The organism is Selenomonas sp. oral taxon 149 str. 67H29BP (genome assembly GCF_000146365.1).
GTDB lineage: Bacteria > Bacillota > Negativicutes > Selenomonadales > Selenomonadaceae > Centipeda > Centipeda felix.
This window is the reverse complement of record NZ_GL397087.1, coordinates 148,450-169,169: the sequence shown is the minus strand read 5'-3', so window position 1 is coordinate 169,169 and position 20,720 is coordinate 148,450. Positions and strand designations below refer to the sequence as shown.

Annotated in this window: 22 protein-coding genes; 3 read left to right on the top strand and 19 right to left on the bottom strand. The window is 48.9% G+C overall.

The window, feature by feature from the left end:
* The first annotated feature begins 197 nt into the window (after positions 1 to 197).
* Complete coding sequence (locus HMPREF9166_RS00865; RefSeq protein WP_009442145.1) at positions 198 to 1,409, top strand: HD-GYP domain-containing protein; 1,212 nt, start codon at positions 198 to 200, stop codon at positions 1,407 to 1,409.
* A gap of 69 nt (positions 1,410 to 1,478) precedes the next feature.
* On the opposite strand, the gene HMPREF9166_RS00860 is transcribed toward HMPREF9166_RS00865, so the two are convergent.
* The 11 genes from HMPREF9166_RS00860 to HMPREF9166_RS00810 form a co-directional block, all read right to left on the bottom strand.
* Positions 1,479 to 2,333: an energy-coupling factor transporter ATPase gene (locus tag HMPREF9166_RS00860; RefSeq protein ID WP_009442144.1), complete on the bottom strand. Its 855-nt coding sequence runs from the start codon at positions 2,331 to 2,333 to the stop codon at positions 1,479 to 1,481.
* The gene (locus HMPREF9166_RS00855; protein WP_009442143.1) at positions 2,318 to 3,157 is read right to left on the bottom strand and encodes an energy-coupling factor transporter ATPase; all 840 of its coding nucleotides are present in this window, start codon (positions 3,155 to 3,157) and stop codon (positions 2,318 to 2,320) included. Before HMPREF9166_RS00855 ends, HMPREF9166_RS00860 begins: the two co-directional genes overlap by 16 nt.
* Positions 3,157 to 4,479: a cell wall metabolism sensor histidine kinase WalK gene (locus tag HMPREF9166_RS00850; RefSeq protein ID WP_039980779.1), complete on the bottom strand. Its 1,323-nt coding sequence runs from the start codon at positions 4,477 to 4,479 to the stop codon at positions 3,157 to 3,159. Before HMPREF9166_RS00850 ends, HMPREF9166_RS00855 begins: the two co-directional genes overlap by 1 nt.
* The gene (locus HMPREF9166_RS00845; RefSeq protein WP_009442141.1) at positions 4,476 to 5,153 is read right to left on the bottom strand and encodes a response regulator transcription factor; all 678 of its coding nucleotides are present in this window, start codon (positions 5,151 to 5,153) and stop codon (positions 4,476 to 4,478) included. Before HMPREF9166_RS00845 ends, HMPREF9166_RS00850 begins: the two co-directional genes overlap by 4 nt.
* 68 nt (positions 5,154 to 5,221) lie before the next feature.
* On the bottom strand, positions 5,222 to 6,415 hold the full coding sequence (locus HMPREF9166_RS00840; protein WP_009442140.1) for a multidrug effflux MFS transporter: 1,194 nt from the start codon (positions 6,413 to 6,415) through the stop codon (positions 5,222 to 5,224).
* A gap of 43 nt (positions 6,416 to 6,458) precedes the next feature.
* The gene (locus tag HMPREF9166_RS00835) at positions 6,459 to 7,715 is read right to left on the bottom strand and encodes a threonine/serine exporter ThrE family protein (protein ID WP_009442139.1); all 1,257 of its coding nucleotides are present in this window, start codon (positions 7,713 to 7,715) and stop codon (positions 6,459 to 6,461) included.
* Positions 7,716 to 7,808: 93 nt separating this feature from the next.
* Positions 7,809 to 9,638, bottom strand: a complete 1,830-nt coding sequence (gene glmS, locus HMPREF9166_RS00830) for a glutamine--fructose-6-phosphate transaminase (isomerizing) (protein ID WP_009442138.1) — start codon at positions 9,636 to 9,638, stop codon at positions 7,809 to 7,811.
* Positions 9,639 to 9,941: 303 nt separating this feature from the next.
* Positions 9,942 to 11,225, bottom strand: coding sequence for a radical SAM protein (locus HMPREF9166_RS00825; RefSeq protein ID WP_009442137.1), 1,284 nt, complete (start codon positions 11,223 to 11,225; stop codon positions 9,942 to 9,944).
* The gene (gene pth, locus HMPREF9166_RS00820; protein ID WP_009442136.1) at positions 11,191 to 11,817 is read right to left on the bottom strand and encodes an aminoacyl-tRNA hydrolase; all 627 of its coding nucleotides are present in this window, start codon (positions 11,815 to 11,817) and stop codon (positions 11,191 to 11,193) included. Before pth ends, HMPREF9166_RS00825 begins: the two co-directional genes overlap by 35 nt.
* On the bottom strand, positions 11,818 to 12,666 hold the full coding sequence (locus HMPREF9166_RS00815; RefSeq protein WP_071586063.1) for an undecaprenyl-diphosphate phosphatase: 849 nt from the start codon (positions 12,664 to 12,666) through the stop codon (positions 11,818 to 11,820).
* Positions 12,667 to 13,134: 468 nt separating this feature from the next.
* Positions 13,135 to 13,482, bottom strand: coding sequence for a hypothetical protein (locus tag HMPREF9166_RS00810; protein ID WP_050749684.1), 348 nt, complete (start codon positions 13,480 to 13,482; stop codon positions 13,135 to 13,137).
* 384 nt (positions 13,483 to 13,866) lie between these two features.
* On the opposite strand from HMPREF9166_RS00810, the gene HMPREF9166_RS00805 reads away from it, so the two are divergent.
* A complete protein-coding gene (locus HMPREF9166_RS00805; protein WP_009442133.1) occupies positions 13,867 to 14,562 on the top strand; it encodes a hypothetical protein in 696 nt (231 codons plus the stop codon).
* Positions 14,563 to 14,635: 73 nt separating this feature from the next.
* Complete coding sequence (locus HMPREF9166_RS00800) at positions 14,636 to 15,052, top strand: hypothetical protein (RefSeq protein ID WP_139062642.1); 417 nt, start codon at positions 14,636 to 14,638, stop codon at positions 15,050 to 15,052.
* 62 nt (positions 15,053 to 15,114) lie between these two features.
* Here HMPREF9166_RS00800 and HMPREF9166_RS00795 read toward each other — a convergent pair whose 3' ends face one another.
* The 8 genes from HMPREF9166_RS00795 to HMPREF9166_RS00760 form a co-directional block, all read right to left on the bottom strand.
* Entirely contained in the window at positions 15,115 to 15,630 is a 516-nt protein-coding gene (locus tag HMPREF9166_RS00795; protein WP_009442131.1) for a hypothetical protein, read from the bottom strand.
* Positions 15,627 to 16,235, bottom strand: coding sequence for a recombinase family protein (locus tag HMPREF9166_RS00790; RefSeq protein WP_009442130.1), 609 nt, complete (start codon positions 16,233 to 16,235; stop codon positions 15,627 to 15,629). The genes HMPREF9166_RS00795 and HMPREF9166_RS00790 overlap by 4 nt, the downstream gene beginning before the upstream one ends.
* A gap of 182 nt (positions 16,236 to 16,417) precedes the next feature.
* Positions 16,418 to 17,332: a HipA domain-containing protein gene (locus HMPREF9166_RS00785; protein ID WP_009442129.1), complete on the bottom strand. Its 915-nt coding sequence runs from the start codon at positions 17,330 to 17,332 to the stop codon at positions 16,418 to 16,420.
* The gene (locus HMPREF9166_RS00780) at positions 17,325 to 17,540 is read right to left on the bottom strand and encodes a hypothetical protein (protein ID WP_009442128.1); all 216 of its coding nucleotides are present in this window, start codon (positions 17,538 to 17,540) and stop codon (positions 17,325 to 17,327) included. Before HMPREF9166_RS00780 ends, HMPREF9166_RS00785 begins: the two co-directional genes overlap by 8 nt.
* 40 nt (positions 17,541 to 17,580) lie before the next feature.
* On the bottom strand, positions 17,581 to 17,814 hold the full coding sequence (locus HMPREF9166_RS00775; RefSeq protein ID WP_009442127.1) for a hypothetical protein: 234 nt from the start codon (positions 17,812 to 17,814) through the stop codon (positions 17,581 to 17,583).
* A gap of 56 nt (positions 17,815 to 17,870) precedes the next feature.
* Positions 17,871 to 18,221 carry a hypothetical protein gene (locus HMPREF9166_RS00770; protein WP_009442126.1) on the bottom strand — a complete coding sequence of 117 codons (351 nt, stop codon included), beginning with the start codon at positions 18,219 to 18,221 and terminating at the stop codon, positions 17,871 to 17,873.
* Positions 18,222 to 18,226: 5 nt separating this feature from the next.
* Entirely contained in the window at positions 18,227 to 19,381 is a 1,155-nt protein-coding gene (locus HMPREF9166_RS00765) for a ParM/StbA family protein (RefSeq protein ID WP_009442125.1), read from the bottom strand.
* 348 nt (positions 19,382 to 19,729) lie between these two features.
* Positions 19,730 to 20,720: hypothetical protein (locus tag HMPREF9166_RS00760; protein WP_175279219.1), on the bottom strand; the 991-nt coding region annotated here is incomplete at its 5' end.

The following is a 20,720-nucleotide window of genomic DNA, read 5'->3' as shown; positions in this document are numbered from 1 at the left end:
ACGTATGAATAAGTGGGAGCAATATAATGCTTGCAATAAAACATACCTTCTACAACCATGCTGTTTTAATCCTTCTTTACAAAAAAAGACATATCATGTAAACTATGATTTATACTTACATATGGATTTGTAACGGTATATCGGCATAGTGCAATACAGATGGGGATGTTGCCTAATGCTGCAAGGGAGAGGGAATTATGCTTCGACTTCCTGTATCGAAATTAAAAGACGGAATGGTTCTTGGGCAAAGCTTGTTCAATACGGCAGGAGGAAGCTATCTTGTCAAGGGACAGCCGGTAACCATTGACTATATTCGGAAACTGCGTCAGATTGGCATTCAATCTGTAACGGTTACCTCCATGGATCCGGCACATAAACTGCCGCCTCCTCCCGATGTCATTGAAGAAAAGACACGAATCAATGCAATCAGTACGGTCTACAATACGTTTCAATCCATTGAAGAGAACGGAACACTTGATACGACGGCATTGCAGAGGGTGACAGACTCCATTGTCTTTGATCTCTTTGAAAACCGGAATAACCTCGTCCAGCTGACCGATATACGCGCCCATGATGCTTATACTTTCGCGCACAGCGTCAATGTGGCCGTACTCTCTGCCATGATGGGCATGCTCTGTCATATGCCAAGGGATGAAATCTCTCTGATTACACTCGGCGGTCTCTTGCACGATCTTGGCAAAGTAGACGTGAGCTCAGCTATCCTGACAAAAAATCGAGGACTCTCTGACCGTGAGTTCAAGATTATGAAAAACCATCCACTCGATGGGTCTCGCCGAATCCTCAATGTCAGTGACCTTCCCAAGAAAAGTATTCTGGCAGCCATTGCTGCGCAGCATCACGAACACATTGATGGATCAGGCTACCCCAATGGGATTACAGGCAATGAGATGCATCATTATGCAAAGATCACGGCAATCGCCGATGTCTATGATGCACTAACCAGTGAACGTCCTTACAAAAAGGCGTACATGCCAAATATCGCCTACAATATCATGCATAATATCAACAAGGGACAATTTGACCAAGATTTGCTGGATACATTTTTCAACAACGTCGCACTCTATCCAGAAGGTGCCGTGTTAAAGACAACATTTGGCTTTGCCGTTGTGAAAGAGAGTAGGTTCGGACGCACAACAACGCCGATCATCATTCTTTTTGCCGATACAAACGGAAAATTATTGAATGAGCGAAGTGTCATCGATCTCTATGAGACACCAAATGGAGCAAAATCCATACAGGTCGTTCCTACAGGAAATGAGCTCTATCACTTCATCCATGAACTAGGCGTCGACCCATCTTACTACCTCGAAGAGGAACGAAAAAAGGATGCGGCCGCTGGGATAAAATCCTCCGGTGTGTCGATGGCACCGCGTGCGAAGTTGAATTAATATAAAACGAAGTCCGTTAGCGTATGGTAGATCTCGTGCATCTATCATACACTAACGGACTTTTGTTGCTTATCTTTGCGTTCTCAGGATTACATCGGCCATCTCTCTTACTGTATTGCAACGACCGACGGGATAGCCGATCTCTTCGATTTGCTTTCCAAGCAGCAGGAGATGCGGTGCTGTAAGCGAGGCTTGCTCCAACAGTTCTGTATTGCGAAATATATCACATGGAGCACCTTCTCCGATGACACGACCATTCGCCAGCAGGATTAAACGCTCGGCAGAACGAAGGATATCCTCCATGCTGTGCGAGACGAGAACAATGGACATACCGCGCTCACGGTGAAGTGTCGAGAGCATCGACAATAGTTCTTCGCGACCACGTGGATCAAGACCGGCTGCCGGTTCGTCCAAAACGAGATAGCGTGGTGCAAGAGCCAATACACCGGCAATCGCCGTACGTCTGCGCTCTCCTCCGGAGAGCGCAAATGGAGAACGCGCCCGATAGATCTGTGGGAGATGGACAAGCTCCATTGACTCTTGCACACGCCGCTCAACCTCGGCTTCGGACAAGCCCTGGTTGTGCGGACCAAAGGCAATATCCTCGTAGACAGTTTCTTCAAAAAGCTGATGCTCAGGGTACTGAAAAACCATGCCTACGCGAAAGCGAGCGGAACGATCCTTCATATTGTTTTTGGGAGTTCGCTTCCCAAGAGGCACGCCATCTACGGAGACTGTGCCGGAAGTGGGCTGAATCAGCCCGCCGATCAGCTGCATAAGCGTAGATTTTCCCGCGCCTGTTTCCCCTGCTATTGCAGTAAATTCTCCCTCGTTAATGACAAGTGAAACGTCGTAAAGTGCTGTATGGGAGAGAGGTGTGTTCTCCATATAGGTATAGGAAACAGAACCTATTTCGATAGACAATGGATCAACTCCTCGTCTGTTAAGATATTTTCCGATAGATGCTCTCCAGCACGACGCAAGTGTTGTGCAATATCGGCAGCAAGGGGGAGATCGAGTCCCAGCTGCTGTATACGTTCCGTGTGAGAGAATACGTAATGCGGCGTTCCATCCATGACAATCTTCCCCTGATCCATCAGAATAATGCGATCCGCAGCAATTGCCTCCTCCATGAAGTGCGTGATATAGATGATCGTTGTCCCTTGCTCTTCGTGCAGTTTTTTCACGGCAGAAAGAACTTCCGAGCGTCCGCGCGGGTCCAGCATAGCTGTGGGCTCGTCCAGGACAATACACTGCGTTTGCATAGCGATAGCACCCGCGATAGCAATACGCTGCTTCTGTCCTCCGGAAAGCAGATGCGGCGCATCCGTCGCATGATTACTCATCCCGACCAATGCAAGCGAATCCTCGACGCGTGTCCGTATTTCGCATGGGGAAATACCAAGGTTTTCTGGGCCAAATGCTACATCGTCTTCAACGACAGCGGCGATCAGTTGATTGTCAGGATTCTGAAATACCATACTGACTTTTTGGCGTATCTTCCACCATTGGGATTCGTCCCGCGTATCCATGCCATCGACGAGACAGATTCCTGATGATGGCAGAAGAAGTGCATTCAGATGACGTGCTAGTGTAGACTTCCCTGAGCCGTTAGCGCCAAGGATAGCGATAAACGCACCGGTCGGAATTTCCAGAGATACATCACGGAGTGCCTCGTGGTTTTCGTTATCCGTGCCTTGATAGATATGCGTCACATGGTCAAGTGAAAAAAAAGATTGTGCTTCCATTAGTCTTTATCATCCCGTATGTTTTTCGACTTTGTTTTCAGGCGAACATGGAATGTCGTACCTTTGCCAAGTTCGCTGTTGAGTGTAATTGAACCGTGGTGTGCCTCAACTATCTCGCGTGCAATGGCGAGGCCGAGCCCATTGCCGCCCATACGGCGCGAACGCGCTTTATCAACACGATAAAATCGATCAAAGATGCGTTCCTGATGTTCTTTTTCAATACCGATTCCCGAATCCGTGATAGAAAGGCATACCATGCCTCGTTCCTCTGTGCTCAAGGAAACTTCAATGTGACCATGCTCCGGTGTATACTTCACTGCATTATCGACAAGAATCAGAATAAGCTGACGTATTTTCTGTTCATCTGCGTATACCTCTGCACGTTTGGGCAGGAGCTCTTCGATCGCAATATCTTTCTTCTCGGCAAATGGGCGCATCATGCGTACCGTTTGTCTGGCTGCTGCCGCGATATCCATGCGTACCGGTTTGAACTGTGTTGCCCGTCCATCTGTGCGCGCAACCGTAAGTAGATCACTCACGAGTTTTGTCATTTTTTTTACTTCATCACGTACATCTTCAATGACTTGTTTTAAAAATGGTGATGTTATTGTTGGATCACTGTGAAGAAGATCAGCAGAAGCTAGGACAACAGCGAGAGGGGTGCGCAGTTCATGGGAAGCGTCTGCTGCAAATTGACGTTGGCGCTCATACGCCTCACGGATTGGCCGCATGGCGCCACCCGAAAGAATATAGCCGATTGCTGCGGCAAAGATGATGGCGATAACGCCCAATGCTGCCAGTGCCGATGTTGCTTTTTCTAGTCCATTATACATGGCTGTAACATCTTTTCCTACATATACCGTTTGCATTGGCATGGGGGGGCTGGATACCGTTTGTGAGGTCATCATCACTTTCGTCTGAACTCCGCGCTCACTCGTCTTGGTAAATACGCGTACCTCACGGTCGGACGAATTCCATGTCCCGACGATGTCCAAGACAAAGGATTCGATACGGGATGAGGCACGCGAAAAATTTATGAGACGACCCCGATCATCAAACACATAATAAAAGAGACGATCATTGGTACTGCGATACAGCTGTGCCTCATCTGCATCTGTTCCCGTATGTAGTTCATGATACACCTGAGACTCTGCGATGCTGTTCGCTGTATCCAGAAGTTCCCGCGCCTGCTCGGAAGTAATCGCCCACTGCATCGTCTTGTGCATAGCAAAAAGGAGGACAATAACCAGCCCTCCCATAACCAGTGCATAGCGCAGCATCAACAGCAAGCGGCTGCGTCCAAACAGATTCTGTTCGCTCAATTCGGTGCCTCCAGCTTATATCCGACACCACGTATCGTTTTGATGGAGGCCCCCTCTCCCGCTGCGTCTAACTTCTTTCGCAGCATTTTCATATAGGAGTCGATATTATTCGAGCTGACGTCTGCCTCCAAGCCCCAGATTCGATCGAGGATGATATCGCGCGGAACCACGATTCCGATATTCTGTGCTAGGAGATCAAACAGCTGAAATTCTCGTGGAGAGAGTTGAATGATCTTTCCATTCTTTTCGAGAATATTTGCCGTACGATTCAACTTAAAACCGCCGATTTCATCAACCTCATGCTGTATACGCTGCGTTGATCGTCTGCCAAGTGCGCGTAGACGAGCCAAAAGCTCAGAAAACTCGAATGGCTTTACGAGATAATCATCCGCACCGGCATCAAGTCCCTTCACACGATCCTCCACAGAGTCCCGCGCGGTCAGCATGAGAATGGCACGATCATAGCCGTTTCGGCGCAGGCGTGCACAGGCATCGACTCCTGACTCGCCCGGCATCATCCAGTCCAAGATCAGGATATCGTACTCTGTGTAGGTTGCATACGCATAAATATCACTGCCGTCTGTCACCCACTCAACACTGATGTCGTTTTGTTCAAGCATATATTGGATGAGCTTGCCAAGGCGCAGATCATCTTCTGCCAAAAGCACACGCATAATACCATCTCCCTGCTATATCGAATAGAATTATAGATAAGGGGGGTGAAAGATAGCTGAAAAAGGAGCTAACGCATCGCTATGTGCACTGATGCAATCATGCGATAAAAGACAAACATCCCAAGCCCGTAGCAAGTCAGCATAATGACTCCCATCGGAATGGCAGTATAATCACCTGCGATGCCTACCACAGGCATCATGCAGGCTCCCAGCAGCATCGAGAAACACCCGATCAATGCAGAAGCACTGCCCGCATTTTTCCCCTGTCGTGAAAGCGCGAGAGAAAAGCTCGCCGCACCCATCACCGAGAGTGGTATGATGGTAATAAAGAGTAGAATAAAGATAACAGGAAGCGGTGCGGAAACAAAAAATCCAATCAGAAGCAAGCTGCTCCCGATCAGTGGAACAAGTACGGCATATTTCAACATAACGATATCCGGCACACGTCCGGCAAAACGGGCCGGTAAAATTCCGGCAAGGAGAAGCCCCGCTCCAATTACGGCAAAAATCATACTAAATCCCTGTGGAGAGACACCATAGATATTCTGAAAGACGAATGAAGAGCCAGAGAGGTAGGAAAAGAAACCACCAAATACGAAGCACTGCAACAGACAATGTCCGAGAAAATAACGATCATGTAAAAGGATGGGGAATTTCTTCAGAGAATCCATCACGTTCTTGCTGCGCTGTTCTTTGGGGAGCGTCTCTTGATAAGCGAGAGTTGCACCAGCCAGCACTACGCCGATGAGTGTCAATAAAATGAAAGTGGCGCGCCAATTTGCAAAAAGAAGAATCTGTCCGCCGATCACAGGCGCAATAATGGGGGCAAATCCGTTGACCATCATGAGTACAGAAAAGAACCGTGTGAGCTCTGAGCCTTCGCAAACATCACGTGCGATTGCACGTGAGATAACAATTCCGCTCGCCCCAGAGAAACCGGCAAAGAAGCGAAAGAAGAGGAAAAGATATATATTCTGCGCGAGTACGCAGCCGAGCGTTGCACCGACAAAGACAAGCATTCCGATCAGAAGAGGCCTGCGGCGTCCCCAGAGATCACTCCATGGACCGGCAAGAATCTGTCCAAGTGCCATGCCCAGCGTTGTCATAGTAAGCGTCATCTGTACCAATGACGTTGGGACAGAAAAGGCTTCCTGCACCTCAGGCAGTGCCGGGAGATACATATCCGTTGAGAGCGGTGCAATTGCCGTCATAACACCAAGGAATATGGTCAGCCAAAGCCGCGTACGCGCATTCATGTCCATTGTATTTCTCCCTGATCCTCGTTTGCTGTATGTACCAATTGTTTCAAGCAGCGTTTGCAGCAGTTGATTTCTTTCCGCGGCTCATCAGCCATGCCTTTATCGTTTCCCATATTGCAGTTGCAATGACGATTCCCGCTGCGATGGATGCCGCATAGAGGAAGGTCTTTATCCCCTGCGTACCAAATTTATCCCAGTCAGCAGCAACCGCATAGAACATTGTTCGGTAGAGCGAACCACCGGGAACCATGGCGATAACACCGATGATCAAAAAAATTGTTGCGGGGCATTTATAAAAACGTGCCAGAATTTCTGCGGCAAGTGTCGCAAATACAGCTCCAGCAAAGTAACCGGCATACTCATTCCAATCGAGTGCTATGAACAGGATGGTGAATCCCCAGGCAATCATACAGACTACAGCTCCTACACAGGCATCTTTGATATGCCCATGCCAAAGCAGATGAAAAAAGAATCCACCGATGAGAGACGTGAGGAGATAGACCCACCACGTTGTTTGAAAAGCGATGATGGTTCCTGATGAACTAAACGCAAAGCCGGTAGCGATCAGCAGGCTCAGAATAAATGCCTCTGCACTCTTGAGCAGCCCGGAAATCGTTTCCTGACTGAACATATCGCGAATCGAGTTCATGAGGGCAAGCCCTGGGATCACCGGCATAATGTTGCCCATATTTATCGCAGCCGGATGAATATCCATCCCCATCCACATGAATGAGTTGGCAAAAACACCACCGATAAAACTAAGCAAAACAAGGGCACAGTATGGATTCAGTTTTGTTCTGCCAAGCAAATATTGAATGAGCCGAAGAAAAACACCAACGATCCCGGCACATACGGCATCTTCTAAACGCCCACCGAAAAAAGCAGAAAAACTGCCCGCGATAATGGCCCAATAAAATACAGACGCTTTGAGAGAAATCTCACCCATCGTATCAATGTCGCGTATACGCGCCTTTATTTCATCCGAAGTGATGGGACGTGCACAAATTTCTCGTGAAAGTTGATTTAATGCGATCAATCGCTGAAAATCAAAGTTCTGGCCCGGAACACGACGCATCTGTGTAATGACGCCGATGTCCTCCCCACGTATCGTCACAACAATGCTGGAGGTAATGACCATGACATCCACATGGCGAACTCCGTAGGCGCGACATATAAATTTGATCGTTCGCTCTACGCGGCTTACCTCCGCACCCGTTACGAGCATGCGCTGTCCAATATCGATGGCACGTTCCAGAATCTTGTTGATGTTAATTCGTGCTGTTTCGTTTATCATAATGAACATAGTTATAACATGTCTTTATTGCTATGTCACGCTTTTTCAAAGAAAAACAGCAGAACCGTTTTCACAGTCCTGCTGCATACACCATGTACGATATTATTCTACGGTAACAGACTTTGCGAGATTCCGCGGCTTATCTACATCGCAGCCGCGTGTGATTGCAGCATAGTAGGCAAGCAGCTGAAGCGGGATAACCGAGAGAATCGGCATAATGAACTCGTCGGATGCCGGTACGTGCATCACATGATCCACGTACTTTTTCAATTCGGTATCCCCTTCGGCGGCGATACCGATAACAACAGCATCACGCGCCTTGACCTCCTTGATGTTGGAGAGCGTTTTCTCGTAGACATTCCGCTGGGTTGCCAGTGCGATGACCGGAACGCCTTCTACAATCAGAGCAAGCGTACCATGCTTCAGCTCGCCCGCAGCATAGGCTTCCGCATGAATGTACGAAATCTCCTTGAGTTTGAGTGCTCCCTCGAGGGATACGGAATAGTCAAGACCACGGCCAATGTAGAAAACATCCTCATTGAACCCGTACTGCTTGGCAAAGGTCTTGATGGGATCAACATCAGACAAGATCTCTGAAATCTGCGAGGGAATCTCCTGCAGATGCTCTACCAATTCCGCCGTACGCTTTGGCGCAATCATTCCCTTGATCTCTGCCATATAGAGTGCAAGCATGAAGAAGAGAACAAGCTGTGTTGTGTATGCTTTCGTCGATGCGACGGCAATCTCAGGTCCTGCCCATGTGTAAACGACCTGATCTGCCTCGCGTGCGATGGAGGATCCGACCACGTTCGTAATCGCAAGTGTCTTCGCTCCACGACGCTTGGACTCCTTGAGTGCTGCAAGAGTGTCACTTGTCTCGCCGGACTGCGATACAACGATCAGCAGCGTCTTGTCATCGACGATCGGATCACGATAACGGAACTCTGATGCGACATCCACTTCGACAATGACACGCGCCATTTTCTCAATATAGTACTTCCCAACGAGTCCTGCATGATATGCCGTACCACAGGCGACAATATAGATCTTGTTGAAGGAATTGAGATACTCGGGGGTCCAAGAAAGTTCTTCAAAAGAAATACTTTTTTTGTCACTCGTAATACGCTGGCTCATCGTGTCACGAACGGCTTTCGGCTGTTCATGAATTTCCTTGAGCATGAAATGCTCATAGCCGCCCTTTTCTGCTGCCTCAGCATTCCATGTGACTTCAAATACCTTCTTGGCAACGGGCTCGCCCTTGCGGTCAGTGATCTCGACACTGTCCTTGTGTACAATGGCAAGTTCGCCGTCCCCCATGATGTAGGTGCGGCGTGTACGGGAGATAATCGCGGGGATATCCGAGGCGATATAGTTCTCCCCTTCGCCGAGGCCAATGATCAGTGGGTTGTCCTGCTTTGTGCAGACAAGCATATCCGGGTGTTTGCGGCTCATAAATGCCAGAGCATAAGACCCTTCGATACGACGCAGAACCTCGCGAACAGCTGCAACGAAATCGCCTTGATATACGTCCTCCAGAAGATGAACAACTACCTCTGTATCCGTTTCGGACTTAAATACATGACCTTTTTCGATGAGCTCTTCCTTCAGTGAAAGATAATTTTCGATAATGCCGTTATGGACAATGGCAAAATCGTTGTGACAATCCACATGGGGATGTGCATTCACATCCGACGGACGACCGTGCGTCGCCCAACGTGTATGACCGATACCGATGTTGCCAACGGGGACGTTTCCCTTGATCTTGTCACGAAGTGCAGATAGGCGTCCAACGCTCTTCTCGACACGAATGCTTCCGTTGTCGTAAACAGCGATTCCGGCTGAGTCATAACCACGATACTCCAGTTTGGACAGACCATCCAGCAGGAACTTTGCTGCCTGACGATCACCGACATAACCAACAATTCCACACATAAAAATACCTCCTGATCGAGTAAAACATCGCTCAGGGATTTCACTCTGACTGCAGCTTTGTCCACGCGGTCACCCGCATGATTTGACCACAGCCTATCGGCAGAGTATGCCGGAAGGCATCCGCTGACGGCTCGACAACCTTCTCCTCGTCCTCTGAGAAAACATCTTCCCAGAGCCAGCGCTAAGATTAATTCTTTTTTATAAATGAAATCCCCCATGCATCAGATGATGCATGGGGACATTCTATCCGATATAGCGCAATAAGTCAATCGTTCATATCTGCGAGAAAAAAATACTGTTGATTCATGGCATTTTGGCAACATAGTGACTGAAACTCCCAATGACGAGCTGCGGAAATTCTTCATGAAGAAGATGCATAAAATTTTTCGTCCCAACGGGCATCCCTTCCGCCCCCGGCATGACTTGCAGAAATTGTGTCGGATCAATATTGAGATTTCTCATCTGAATCATCTGAACCGGAAGCTCGCGGAAAAATTGCTGCCACGCATGGAGTTCCTCGGGGCGATCGGTAAATCCCGGAAAATGCAGCAAGTTGATGGAGACATATACTTGGTGTTTCAATGCATAATGGATGGACTCCTTAACAGAGTCCAGCTGATAGCTTGCGCGATAGTATGCATTGTAGCTTTCAGGCCGTGCGCTAATCATGGATACACGCAAAGAATCAAGCCCTGCATCGACAATTTTTCTCATGCCTTCCGGATATCCGGCGTTGGAGTTCATATTGATTTGACCGCGCGTGGTAACGCTGCGTATTTTACGGATTCCATCAGAAATCCGATCCGCGGCAAGTGACGGTTCACCTTCACAGCCCTGTCCAAAGCTGATGATTCCATCCGGGGCGAGCGAGAGATGATAGATGCCGACCTCAGCGATTTCATCTGCTGTCGGTGCGAATGTAATTCGTTCTTGCGGAGACGGACAGCATTCTGAACTCTGTAGGGAGATGCAGCCGAGACAGTTGGCATTACAGGCGGGTGATGTCGGCACACCGCATTCCCAGCGCCGGTAGAACAGGTTCTGTGCCGTGAGGCAATGATAGTTCAGCGAGCAGTTCCCCACCTGCTCTACGATGCGGTTATGGGGGAGCTCTTTCATCGTGCGGCGCACCAGCTTCTTGAGTCCAGTACCATTATAGTTGGATGGATCCCATTTGTCATTTTCATCCGTATATACGGCAGTCACCCACAGCTGTCCGCGATAGGACAATACGGCCGTATAGCCATATAATGGGAGTAGAGATGTATCATCTGTGCGATGGAAAGCAGGAAGATGGGTTCGGGTATAGCCCTGTGGAAGAATGGCGGCTACGGCAGTGCCATTGATCTCTTCCTCACATCCATCCATACGCAGACCCACCGCCTTATGCGAAGGCATAAACATAAGATCAGCACTGTCAGGAAGCGGAATGAGTTCATCGGGATGAAGTGAAACATTTAATGTGCCAACTCGACCTAACCCCTGTAAATTCGCTGCGTCACAGATGTTGCCGTGATGGTCGGCATAGACTGCCGTAATCCTATCCTTCTTCTCATGCAGAAGTGTCGCCGTTCTCGTTCGTTTCATGATCGCCCTCTTGATGTTTTTTCTTCTTCCGATGTGGATTATAGCGGTTCATTGCAAAATCTGTCCCATCCGTTACGATACACGTCACTGCGGGCAAAAGATATGCTATCGCCTCGCGAATCTTTGGCGTATCCTCTGGTGCAAATGGAGCAAGAACGTGGTTGATGACGGTCCATCCGGCTGGCGGACGCCCAATGCCAATACGGACACGAGCAAACGCCTCGCTGCCGACATGGGAAAGGATGGATTTAATCCCATTATGCCCGCCTGAACTTCCTTTCTTCCGAATACGTACTGTCCCGACAGGAATATCCATATCATCGTGAACAACGATCAAATCTTCACTGCTCAATTTGTAGTAGGAAAGCATGGGGCCGATCGCTTCCCCGCTGTTATTCATATAAGTCAATGGTTTGACAAGGAAAATCTTTTCTCCGCCGATGCGCGCCTCTGCAACAGATGAAGAGAAATACTCTTTCCATGCAGAGACGTTCAGATGCTCTGCCAGAGCATCGATCAGCATGAAACCGACGTTGTGCTTGGTGTTGGCATACTCTGCTCCGGGATTCCCAAGCCCCGCAATAAGTTTCATTCACTGCTCCTTCGTCGGATCACCAATCATAAAGAGATAGGCAAGTACTAGGATGCCAAGAGCAATACGATACCAGCCGAACGCGGTAAAGTCGTTGCGCTTTATGTATCGTAAGAGAAACTGAATCGAGAGAATCGACACGGCAAATGCTGTTACCATGCCAACAGCGAGAATAAGCAGTTCTGCCCCCGTGTAGTGCCAGCCAAATTTGACAAGTTTCAGAAAGGATGCGCCAAACATGACAGGAATGGCGAGAAAGAAGGTGAATTCCGTTGCGACATAGCGGCTAGCCCCAAAGATAATGCCGCCAAGGATTGTTGCCCCGGAGCGGCTCGTCCCCGGAACGAGCGAAAGCACCTGAAAGACGCCAATGATGAATGCCGTACGATAGTCCAGTGCAGCAAGGCTATCGACACGCGGCGTCCGGCGTTTATTCCAGCGCTCTACAACAATGAAAAGAATACCGTATAGTATCAGCATGGAAGCAACAACAGGCGCATTCATGAAATGTTCTTCCATGTATTTGTTGAACGCGAGCCCGATCACCGCAGCAGGCAGACAGGCAACGATGACTTTCCCCCAGAGATCCAATGTATCACGTCGCTCTGATCTAGTCTTACTTCCAAGAAACGGATTTAGCTTTTTTGCATTCAGTACCACAACAGCAAGAATAGCGCCGAGCTGGATGACCACCAAAAACATATCCATAAAGGCAGTTGATACATTCAGTCGAATGAATTCATCAACGAGGATCATGTGCCCTGTGCTGGACACAGGAAGCCACTCGGTGAGTCCCTCAACAATTCCCAGAATAACGACCTTTAGCATCTCCGCCAATGATATTTCCACAGTATTTAAATCCTCCTTCGACCATATCAGCAAAACTACAGCAGTTTAACATTATATCTCAAACTGTGTATTTCGCCTACTCTTTTTCTCTCAGTTCTCCATATTACACATATTCTACGTCTTTTTCAATCTCTTAGGGGGCAAATTAGGGGCAAAAATAGAAGAGAATAGATCGTAGTGACGGATCAACCAACAACGAGATTACAGTCAAAAGACGAGCCCTGCGATTTGCACAACTCGTCTTTTTTCATGCAGCGGGTATTCAAAAAGGCAGAGCGTCTTTGTGATTGGCAAAGGATGACCGGCGCATGCCCAGAAGTTCCCTTACTTCCCCTTGCGCAGCCGCATCACTTTACCCCAGTCTTGGCAGACAGGTCGCATAGATAAAGCCTCCTTTCAAGACATACCTATATCTTGAAACGAGGAAAAAAACCTATCTTTTGTACTACCCTGCACATTAGTGATCCATCAGATTATACCGCGTTCCTTCAAACGCTCAATGCCCATGCTCTGATCAATGTAATGACTTTCATCATAATCGAGCGGCATCAGTTGTTTTTTCTTTATTGCAGCAAGATCATCTGTCCCATCGCCTTCTTCCATCTTGCATTTCACAAATTCTGGACTGGGGACGTTGATTGCCCGACCAATCTCACCGATCAAAAAGAACTCACGCGTCGGTCCCCCCTCTGTTACCAAACGTTGGAAAACGTCATGTCGTCCTTTCGTACTGCATTCCGCTTCGACATCATCAATCGTCATTTCACGGAGTGTGATGAAGTCATTCAATCGTTTTGCATCTACCCAATACTGCATCGTAATACCTCCATCATCTGACATAATCAGCTCCACGAAAATTCATGGAACGAAACTCATGTAGCTCCCCACGTTTCTCATAATAAAAATCGAAGCTGCGAAAATCGCAGTTGGAGAAATCTGCCTGAGTACCAGACTGATGATTTGTGTCCAACCATCGCTGATGCTCCTTTTACGCGCGTTGTATCTCGTCCATAGAAAGCTGTCGCTTATCCATATACTACCATCCTCGTCGTATCTCTGTCAAAGTCACTGCACAGCAGATTCGGAACGGAATGTCTCCTCCGGTGTGGTCGCTTGACTCACGTTACCAGAAGGATTTCCCTCGGCATTTTCATGCACAGATGCTTCCGAAACCAATCCCCCAAATGTCGTCGATTTTCCATGGATCGCGCCTTGCAGATGGGGGCAAATATCTACACAAAGGGAGAACTCAAAAAGCTGCGAGAAGCTCTTCGTGCTTGGAAGAAGAAAGAAGGTTATCTGCAAAATGATCGGACAAAACTGGAGCAGGAAATCGTAGCTTTTCAAAGGCGGCCGATCCCATCTCCTGATGATCGGGATGCCTATGCGGAGTATCAGGATCGCAAGCGTGCACTCGACGAACGAAGTGATGCGCTGACGAAAAAAGCACAGGAACTGGCCGAGCAGAAAGCAAAACTGGCCGCATGGCAAAAACGTCTGCCCGCACAGATTGACGCCCCACAGGGAAAGGAAAAAATCAAAGAAATCGCCCTCGGCATCATACGGAAAAATGCGCCGTATCAGAAACGATACGATGCACTAAAAGCACGGCTGGATCGTGCGACAGAAAGGATGGATCGCGCCAAAGTGCAAATGGATGCGCTCGCCAAAGCGGTAAAAACAGATCGGAACGACGTGAGACGCTACAAGATCGCTGCGCCGGAAAAAGTAAAAGACAGACCCGGTATTATCGCCGAGGCTGTCTCTGGAAATGAACATTATGCGAGCCTTGTCGCCACCATGCGGGACGATAATTCTGCACTCAAAACATGGACACTCATGTCTGATGCAGCAAAAGAGGAAGAGGCAAATAAGCGGATGTATCGTGATCTATAGACGCTCATTCGTTGACAGCAAGCATCATTTTCCGATAAGATATGACTAAGACATGGAAGGAGGGATGAGGATAATGGCAATATACACATATAATGACTATCTGCGCGATCTGCTGAAGGATGCGCCCTGCATCTTGGCATACGACACTGCTGCGGACTACTTAGGTCTATCCAACGGAAGCAGTTTTCATGAGGCGGCCGACATTTACGTATTATCGCCATTAAACTTGAAGGGAACGCGGGAGCACATAATCCCATCCTTCGATACGGTAGACTATGAGCGGCGCAATGGCCTTCTATGCACAACTGTGAATCAAACCATCAATGATCTTTTACGTGCTGATGGCGACAACCAAGTGATACAGGAAAGCCTGGCCGACGTGTACTTTTCCAATGGAGAATCCTTCGATTCACTGCATATTGAAAAGGAACTGCTCCCGCGATTCGAAAAGTACAAGATATGGGCTATGGAATATTACGACGAGGAATAATTGAGACGATAATAGGGACTGCGCCTAGTTGGTGCAGTCCCTATTTATCATCGTTATGTGTGCTAAAGCATAATCGTAACCCGGTACGTCTTTCCGCCCCGTTCAACGGAACCGCGTGTCAGCATTACAGGATGTCCCGGCCATGTGATAAACGTCGGATAATTCATGTCGATGACCTGGCACCCTTCAACTTCTCCCGGATTGCCAAATTTGATGGCCAACCGGTTTCGCGTATAGTTAAAGATCCAGTCCATTAGCTTCTTGTCATCAGTCAGGAAGGAAACCTCCATGTGTATGACGCTCGTACGGTCACCGAGCACGGTGAACGTCTCCCGCAGCGGTGGCGTTCCTTCCATGATCTTCTCAAATATCTGCCGACGCGGCTTTTTATCCTTACAGCTCCAGTTCGGTACATTCTCCCATGTCTGTTCAAAGTCTTCATAAGGCATTCCGCAATACACTTCATAGACTTTCTCTGGATGGCTTGTAACGGCCTCCACGTCCTCCTGCCATGTCGAGGCAAACGCTGCCGACATATAGGCCAGCATACAGAGGAGCAGCAACAACAATCGCTTCATCGTAACTCTTCCTTCCATTCTTCTACGCGGCGATAGAAGGTCGACGGGCTCATACGGCAAATGCGCATCGCTTCCCTTGCCGTCACTTCCCCGTTCCTCCATCGTTCTATGGTCTCTCTGAAATCCTTTGTCGTTTCGACCCGTGGCCGGCCAAAACACACGCCTTTCCGTCGTGCAAGATCAATCCCCTCCCGCTGCCGCGTGCGTATTTTTTTACGCTCCTGCGCAGCAACGTAACTGAGCAGACTGAGAAACTGGTCTTCCATCAGTTTTCCCAGTTCCCCCATCTCTCGAAACTTGCGGCTGTCAAACAGTGATTCCTGCTCCAGCACGACAATATCGGCACCGATGTTTCGTGTCATATCTTTCCACTCATCGATAATCCCGTCGTAATCGCGCCCCAAGCGATCAAGCGCATCCAGGTAGAGCAGATCCCCTGCGCGGAGAACCCGCTTCATGGATTGGTAGGCCGGCCGTGAAAAGTCTTTCCCACTCTGTCGATCCACAAAGATAAACCGCTCCTCGATTCCGATCTCTTTCATCTTTTCAATCTGCCGATCAGGATTCTGACTTTTGTCGGAGACACGAATGTATCCTATGTTCATCTTGCCCTCCTTCCCTTCATCATTCGATCAATCTGTTTCAAAACCTCTATGTTACTTTTGAGATGTTTCAAAATGATATACATGATATTTTGAGACACTTTTTCATGCCGGCTGCCACTCTCCTAAAAAGTATACCTTTTGAAAAAGCTGCACACATTTCTGTGCGCAGCTGCATCCCCATATTACCGGGCAAAGCCCCGCGACTCGTCCCTCTTGTTGCATTTTTTAAGAGCTGGAAGCAGGATCAGCTCCCTTCTGAGCAGCAGGGACTTTTTCATATACTCTTTGGAGATGTCCGATAGTCCTTCCGTGCTGTCAATCAGCCGGTCGATCTGTGTGGATGCCGTCTTGATTCTCGGCACGATGCGCTGGATCGCACGATGCAGGTCCTCCGGCGGGTTCTTGAAGATTTCGTGGTAAAAAATTCGTTTTCCCTGATAACGATAGGCAGAACACAGATTGTATTCCGTATTCTTGAAGCTGACAGCATCCTCTAAAAGGACGATTTTTTTCTCGTCAGATGATAACGGAGAAAGTCCCGACCCACAGTCATATACAGGAGCAGGAGTAAGCGATTTGTCTGCATGGGCAATGACCCCCCAGTTATCCAAATGACGATCACCATTGCCAATAAAGCCATCCACTACGAACATGTCCCAGAAGAACTCTTTTAGCTGAGCTTTGTTTTTTATCGTCACATCCTCGTCAATCACGCGCATGACATCTTCAATGGTCGTTTTTTTCCGCTTCTCACTGTCCGTCTCATGCAGAAGAAACTTGCTAAATTCAATGAGGTAGCCTGGTTCATCTTGACAGAAGACCTCACAAGCAACAACGACTTTCTCTCTTTTGCTGTTGGGTGGAGTCCCACGGCCTAGAAAAGTGTTCTGCGCGGGGATTCCAAGTGTTTGGAAAATGTGACAGCCTATGTACTCTGAATAATGATTGTTAATGTAACTCAATGTTGTCTGCTTTGGCGAACGATTGGGGTCTGGAAATTTCACCATGTAGAGTTTCCCTTCATACTCCATCGTCCACTTGCTCTCGGAACCACCAAAGCGATTTGGGAGCCATTCTGCATATCTTAAATCAAGCATCCAGCAATCCTCCAAAATACATCAACATTTCCTCACGGTCAGCAGAGGTAATATCTCCTTCTTTCATAGCATATTTCGTCTCGGAAAAAAGATGCTCCATTTCCGAGATCATGAAAGCACGGTTCTTCTCCTCATACGCCCGGTAGAATGCCGTCATATATTCACAAAGCACCTCTTCATAGTCTTCCGGATTATATTTGTACTCCATCGTTATCGCCTCCCATAGGATTCATAAGCCTGATTGCGCCTCATGATAAAGCTTCATCCTCCGGTATCAACTCTCCAAAATAATCAAGGATAGCATCACGTTCATCAGGAGATATAAAGCGCTCCTTCATCGCCTGTTTCGTGTCGAAAAAAATCCGTTGCCAGATACAAGATAAGTCAATAGCATTCGCCGTTGGAAGTGCCGCGTAAAAATTCGTCATGCTCTCACAGAGATAATCAACGTAGTCACTCGGATTATATTTGTACTGCTCCATGCGCCTCGCCTCCTACATCAATTATACCGCAGAGCGGATGCCGCGACAACAACCTCTTACTGGTAGCCCTCGGGGATGCTGTCATCCCCCTGTGATGCCATTGGTTCTTCCCTCCGGTGCTCCTCCTCGGCAGGAATCGTCGGATTTTCATCGACGAGGAACAGTCCCCCTTCGCTCTCCTCCATTGTTTTTGAGAGCTCGCTGATCTGACGGCGAAACACGATGTCCCTGCTCACGCTTTCATACTCCTCCAGCACATCAACGATCTTACCGCCGTGCTGAAAGATGGACTGCTGAACCAGGATACACATCGTCCGACTGAAATTCTTCTGCTTTGCGACAAACTCCTCAAATTCCGCTGTCCGTGGGAAGCAGACGGACTTTGTGATCACATTCTTCTCTGCCATTTCCGTTATCCTTTCTCTCCACTACGTGCCTTGTCGCCCAGCAGCTGAAAGAGCGGGCTGTTGATAAATGCGTTCAGCCCCTCTGCCTCGAGGAACACGGCATCGCTTGGATCGTCGATGTAGGCAAGCTCAATCTTCGCCCGTGTGCAGAACGCCATAAGCCGCTTTTCCAGTGCCTCACGCATCAGGATAGAGCCGCCTCCATAGACAGCGACAACATCCACTTCGTTGTTGGCTCTTGAAATGACCTGCTCGGCCATCGTCAGGATTTCCTCCGCCTCATCTTCGAGTGCCGGCATGAAATAGGACATGGCTGCATCATGATACTTGTGTGCAGCATCACGCAGATAGCGGGAGAAATCCTGCCGTGTCACACTCTGCAATCCGAAGTCCCTCTTAAACGGATCCAGCACCCGCTCAATCGCGTGGCCGTTTCCGTTATGCGTCCCCATGATAAAGTCGGGCTTAAAGGAGATTCCCGTCGTGATGGGAAACTCCGTCGTGCCCTCACCGATGGCGATATGAAGGACACGCAGCGTCTTGAACTTTCCGGCGGAAAGGTTCTCGGGCTGATGAATCAGTGTCGGACGGTGCATAAAGGCGTGTGCTGCCGTGACTCCCTCGGGGATCGCCTTGACGAAATCAAACTGAATAAAAACGACATACTCCTTTGCCCCGACATACACGGTAACCTTATGCTGCTTGTGCATGAACTTCTCGGCGAATGCGGCCGCCTTTGCCTTCGTGTAGTAGGACACGGGAATCGCTGTCGCCATATCCACATGCACCTTGATCGCGTCTCCCGTATCAGGAACAGCTCCGCTCTCCCGATAGCACGCAGCGACTGCCTCTCCTGCGATATGTGCGAGCGTATTCACATAGACAATATCGCTGGACACCTTGTCATTATCTACGCCGACGGTGATCGACCGGCACTGCTGCCCGCTCGAGAGTGCATACGCGCCGACGTAGTAGATCGCTCCCTCCACGGAGACAATGAGATTGTCGTGGATGTGCTTCAGCACATACTCCGGGTTCAGTTCGTCCAAATTCACCAGTTTCCCGACACGCGCAAAAACATTCGGTGCACTGATTCGCTGGCCGTTAATCACCAGATCCTGTTCGGCGTTTCCATTGTCATTTGCCACCAAAAGCTGCATGACCGTTCCTCCTCGTCGTTCCTATACTCTTACCATTCATTCAGAAACAGATATGATTTCTATGCGGTGTACCGCATAAACACGTGTTGTTGTTCACGTAAATCTTTCACATCCATTTCATATTTAGTATATGTGACAGGAAATGGAAAAAATTCCTATCTTTTTTACTTTCCTGTTAGAACTTGATGAGAAACACAAAAGCCGGATGCAAAACATCCGACTTTCGTTCATGATTCACTTGCTGCAGCTGCGCTCAGTCTTCCATCAGCGCATCATCTGCGGGCATGTCGTCAACATCTCCGCAGTACATTTCATAGATCTCTTCATCCGTCATTGTGTTCACCTCCTTCAGCGGGCGGCCTCCTGTGCATTGTTCTGCTCCACACCCTTGACTGCGATGATAAAGAGTGTCTGCGACGGCATCTTCCCGCTGCGTGCCAGCGAATCGAACGCCGCCTGTGGAACAAGAGCCTTCATCGCCGCTTTTACATGGCTCTGCTGCCATTTCAGCTCATTTAGTGCCTTACGTGCCGCACGAATGACATAGTTCGTCTCTTTGGACGGCTCGCGAATCTCTTTTGCCAGCAGCTGAATGAAGGTCTTTTCGTAGTCCTTCGCGGGAACGACTTCCCGGACATCCGCGCCCAGGATCGCGTCCAGCCGTCGATTGGCTTCAAGGCGTGCCTTCATGTAGGTACCGTAGTCGAGGTTCTGGAAGTCGTAGACTTCCTTTTTCGCCTGATAGCTCTTGTTGGCCGCTTCCTTTGCATCCATGACCATCAGGAAGTAGTTGTCCCCCTTGAACGTGCCGCGCTCGGTGCGCCGTGCAAGATAGTCGATCATATCGTGCAGATAGGTATCCCGCCGCAGTTCCGGTGTCGGCGCAAGTGCAGGAACGCCTTTTCCTGACACGTCGGCCATATTGAAGAACTTCTTCGTATACGGCTGCTTGTCTTTGGTAAAGAGCACAAAGGTAACGGCTTTCGCATCCTTACGGATGGTGATGTCGGGGTTCGCCCCTGCTTCCTTGGCGGGAATCCAGCGATTATCCTGACTGCCAATATCCAGCTGATGCTGAACGGCGGGCAGCATATTCGCAACAGGCGGATAGAACGACTTGTGTTCTCCATCCCTGCCCTGATAGATCAGGACAGGCGCATGGATATTTTGCCGCTCTTCGTACGGGTTCTGCCAGACGGCATTCCCACTGGCGTGGGCTTCCTGCATACGGTCACTAAAGGCTTTGCTTGCCTCGCTGACCAGCTCTTTTGTCGTCTTCTTTTCCTGCGGCTTTTTTGCCTGGGTTTCCTTCTCCGGCCGCTTTTCCTCCTGCTCTGCT

Excerpts from the sequence above, each read along its gene's own strand:
- HMPREF9166_RS00865 (WP_009442145.1), top strand. The coding sequence starts at position 198 with ATGCTTCGACTTCCTGTATCGAAATTAAAAGACGGAATGGTTCTTGGG.
- HMPREF9166_RS00855 (WP_009442143.1), bottom strand. The coding sequence starts at position 3,157 with ATGGAAGCACAATCTTTTTTTTCACTTGACCATGTGACGCATATCTAT.
- HMPREF9166_RS00845 (WP_009442141.1), bottom strand. The coding sequence starts at position 5,153 with ATGCGTGTGCTTTTGGCAGAAGATGATCTGCGCCTTGGCAAGCTCATC.
- HMPREF9166_RS00840 (WP_009442140.1), bottom strand. The coding sequence starts at position 6,415 with ATGGACATGAATGCGCGTACGCGGCTTTGGCTGACCATATTCCTTGGT.
- HMPREF9166_RS00835 (WP_009442139.1), bottom strand. The coding sequence starts at position 7,715 with ATGTTCATTATGATAAACGAAACAGCACGAATTAACATCAACAAGATT.
- glmS (WP_009442138.1), bottom strand. The coding sequence starts at position 9,638 with ATGTGTGGAATTGTTGGTTATGTCGGTGATCGTCAGGCAGCAAAGTTC.
- HMPREF9166_RS00825 (WP_009442137.1), bottom strand. The coding sequence starts at position 11,225 with ATGAAACGAACGAGAACGGCGACACTTCTGCATGAGAAGAAGGATAGG.
- pth (WP_009442136.1), bottom strand. The coding sequence starts at position 11,817 with ATGAAACTTATTGCGGGGCTTGGGAATCCCGGAGCAGAGTATGCCAAC.
- HMPREF9166_RS00810 (WP_050749684.1), bottom strand. The coding sequence starts at position 13,482 with ATGCAGTATTGGGTAGATGCAAAACGATTGAATGACTTCATCACACTC.
- HMPREF9166_RS00805 (WP_009442133.1), top strand. The coding sequence starts at position 13,867 with ATGGATCGCGCCTTGCAGATGGGGGCAAATATCTACACAAAGGGAGAA.
- HMPREF9166_RS00800 (WP_139062642.1), top strand. The coding sequence starts at position 14,636 with ATGGCAATATACACATATAATGACTATCTGCGCGATCTGCTGAAGGAT.
- HMPREF9166_RS00795 (WP_009442131.1), bottom strand. The coding sequence starts at position 15,630 with ATGAAGCGATTGTTGTTGCTGCTCCTCTGTATGCTGGCCTATATGTCG.
- HMPREF9166_RS00790 (WP_009442130.1), bottom strand. The coding sequence starts at position 16,235 with ATGAACATAGGATACATTCGTGTCTCCGACAAAAGTCAGAATCCTGAT.
- HMPREF9166_RS00785 (WP_009442129.1), bottom strand. The coding sequence starts at position 17,332 with ATGCTTGATTTAAGATATGCAGAATGGCTCCCAAATCGCTTTGGTGGT.
- HMPREF9166_RS00780 (WP_009442128.1), bottom strand. The coding sequence starts at position 17,540 with ATGGAGTACAAATATAATCCGGAAGACTATGAAGAGGTGCTTTGTGAA.
- HMPREF9166_RS00775 (WP_009442127.1), bottom strand. The coding sequence starts at position 17,814 with ATGGAGCAGTACAAATATAATCCGAGTGACTACGTTGATTATCTCTGT.
- HMPREF9166_RS00770 (WP_009442126.1), bottom strand. The coding sequence starts at position 18,221 with ATGGCAGAGAAGAATGTGATCACAAAGTCCGTCTGCTTCCCACGGACA.
- HMPREF9166_RS00765 (WP_009442125.1), bottom strand. The coding sequence starts at position 19,381 with ATGCAGCTTTTGGTGGCAAATGACAATGGAAACGCCGAACAGGATCTG.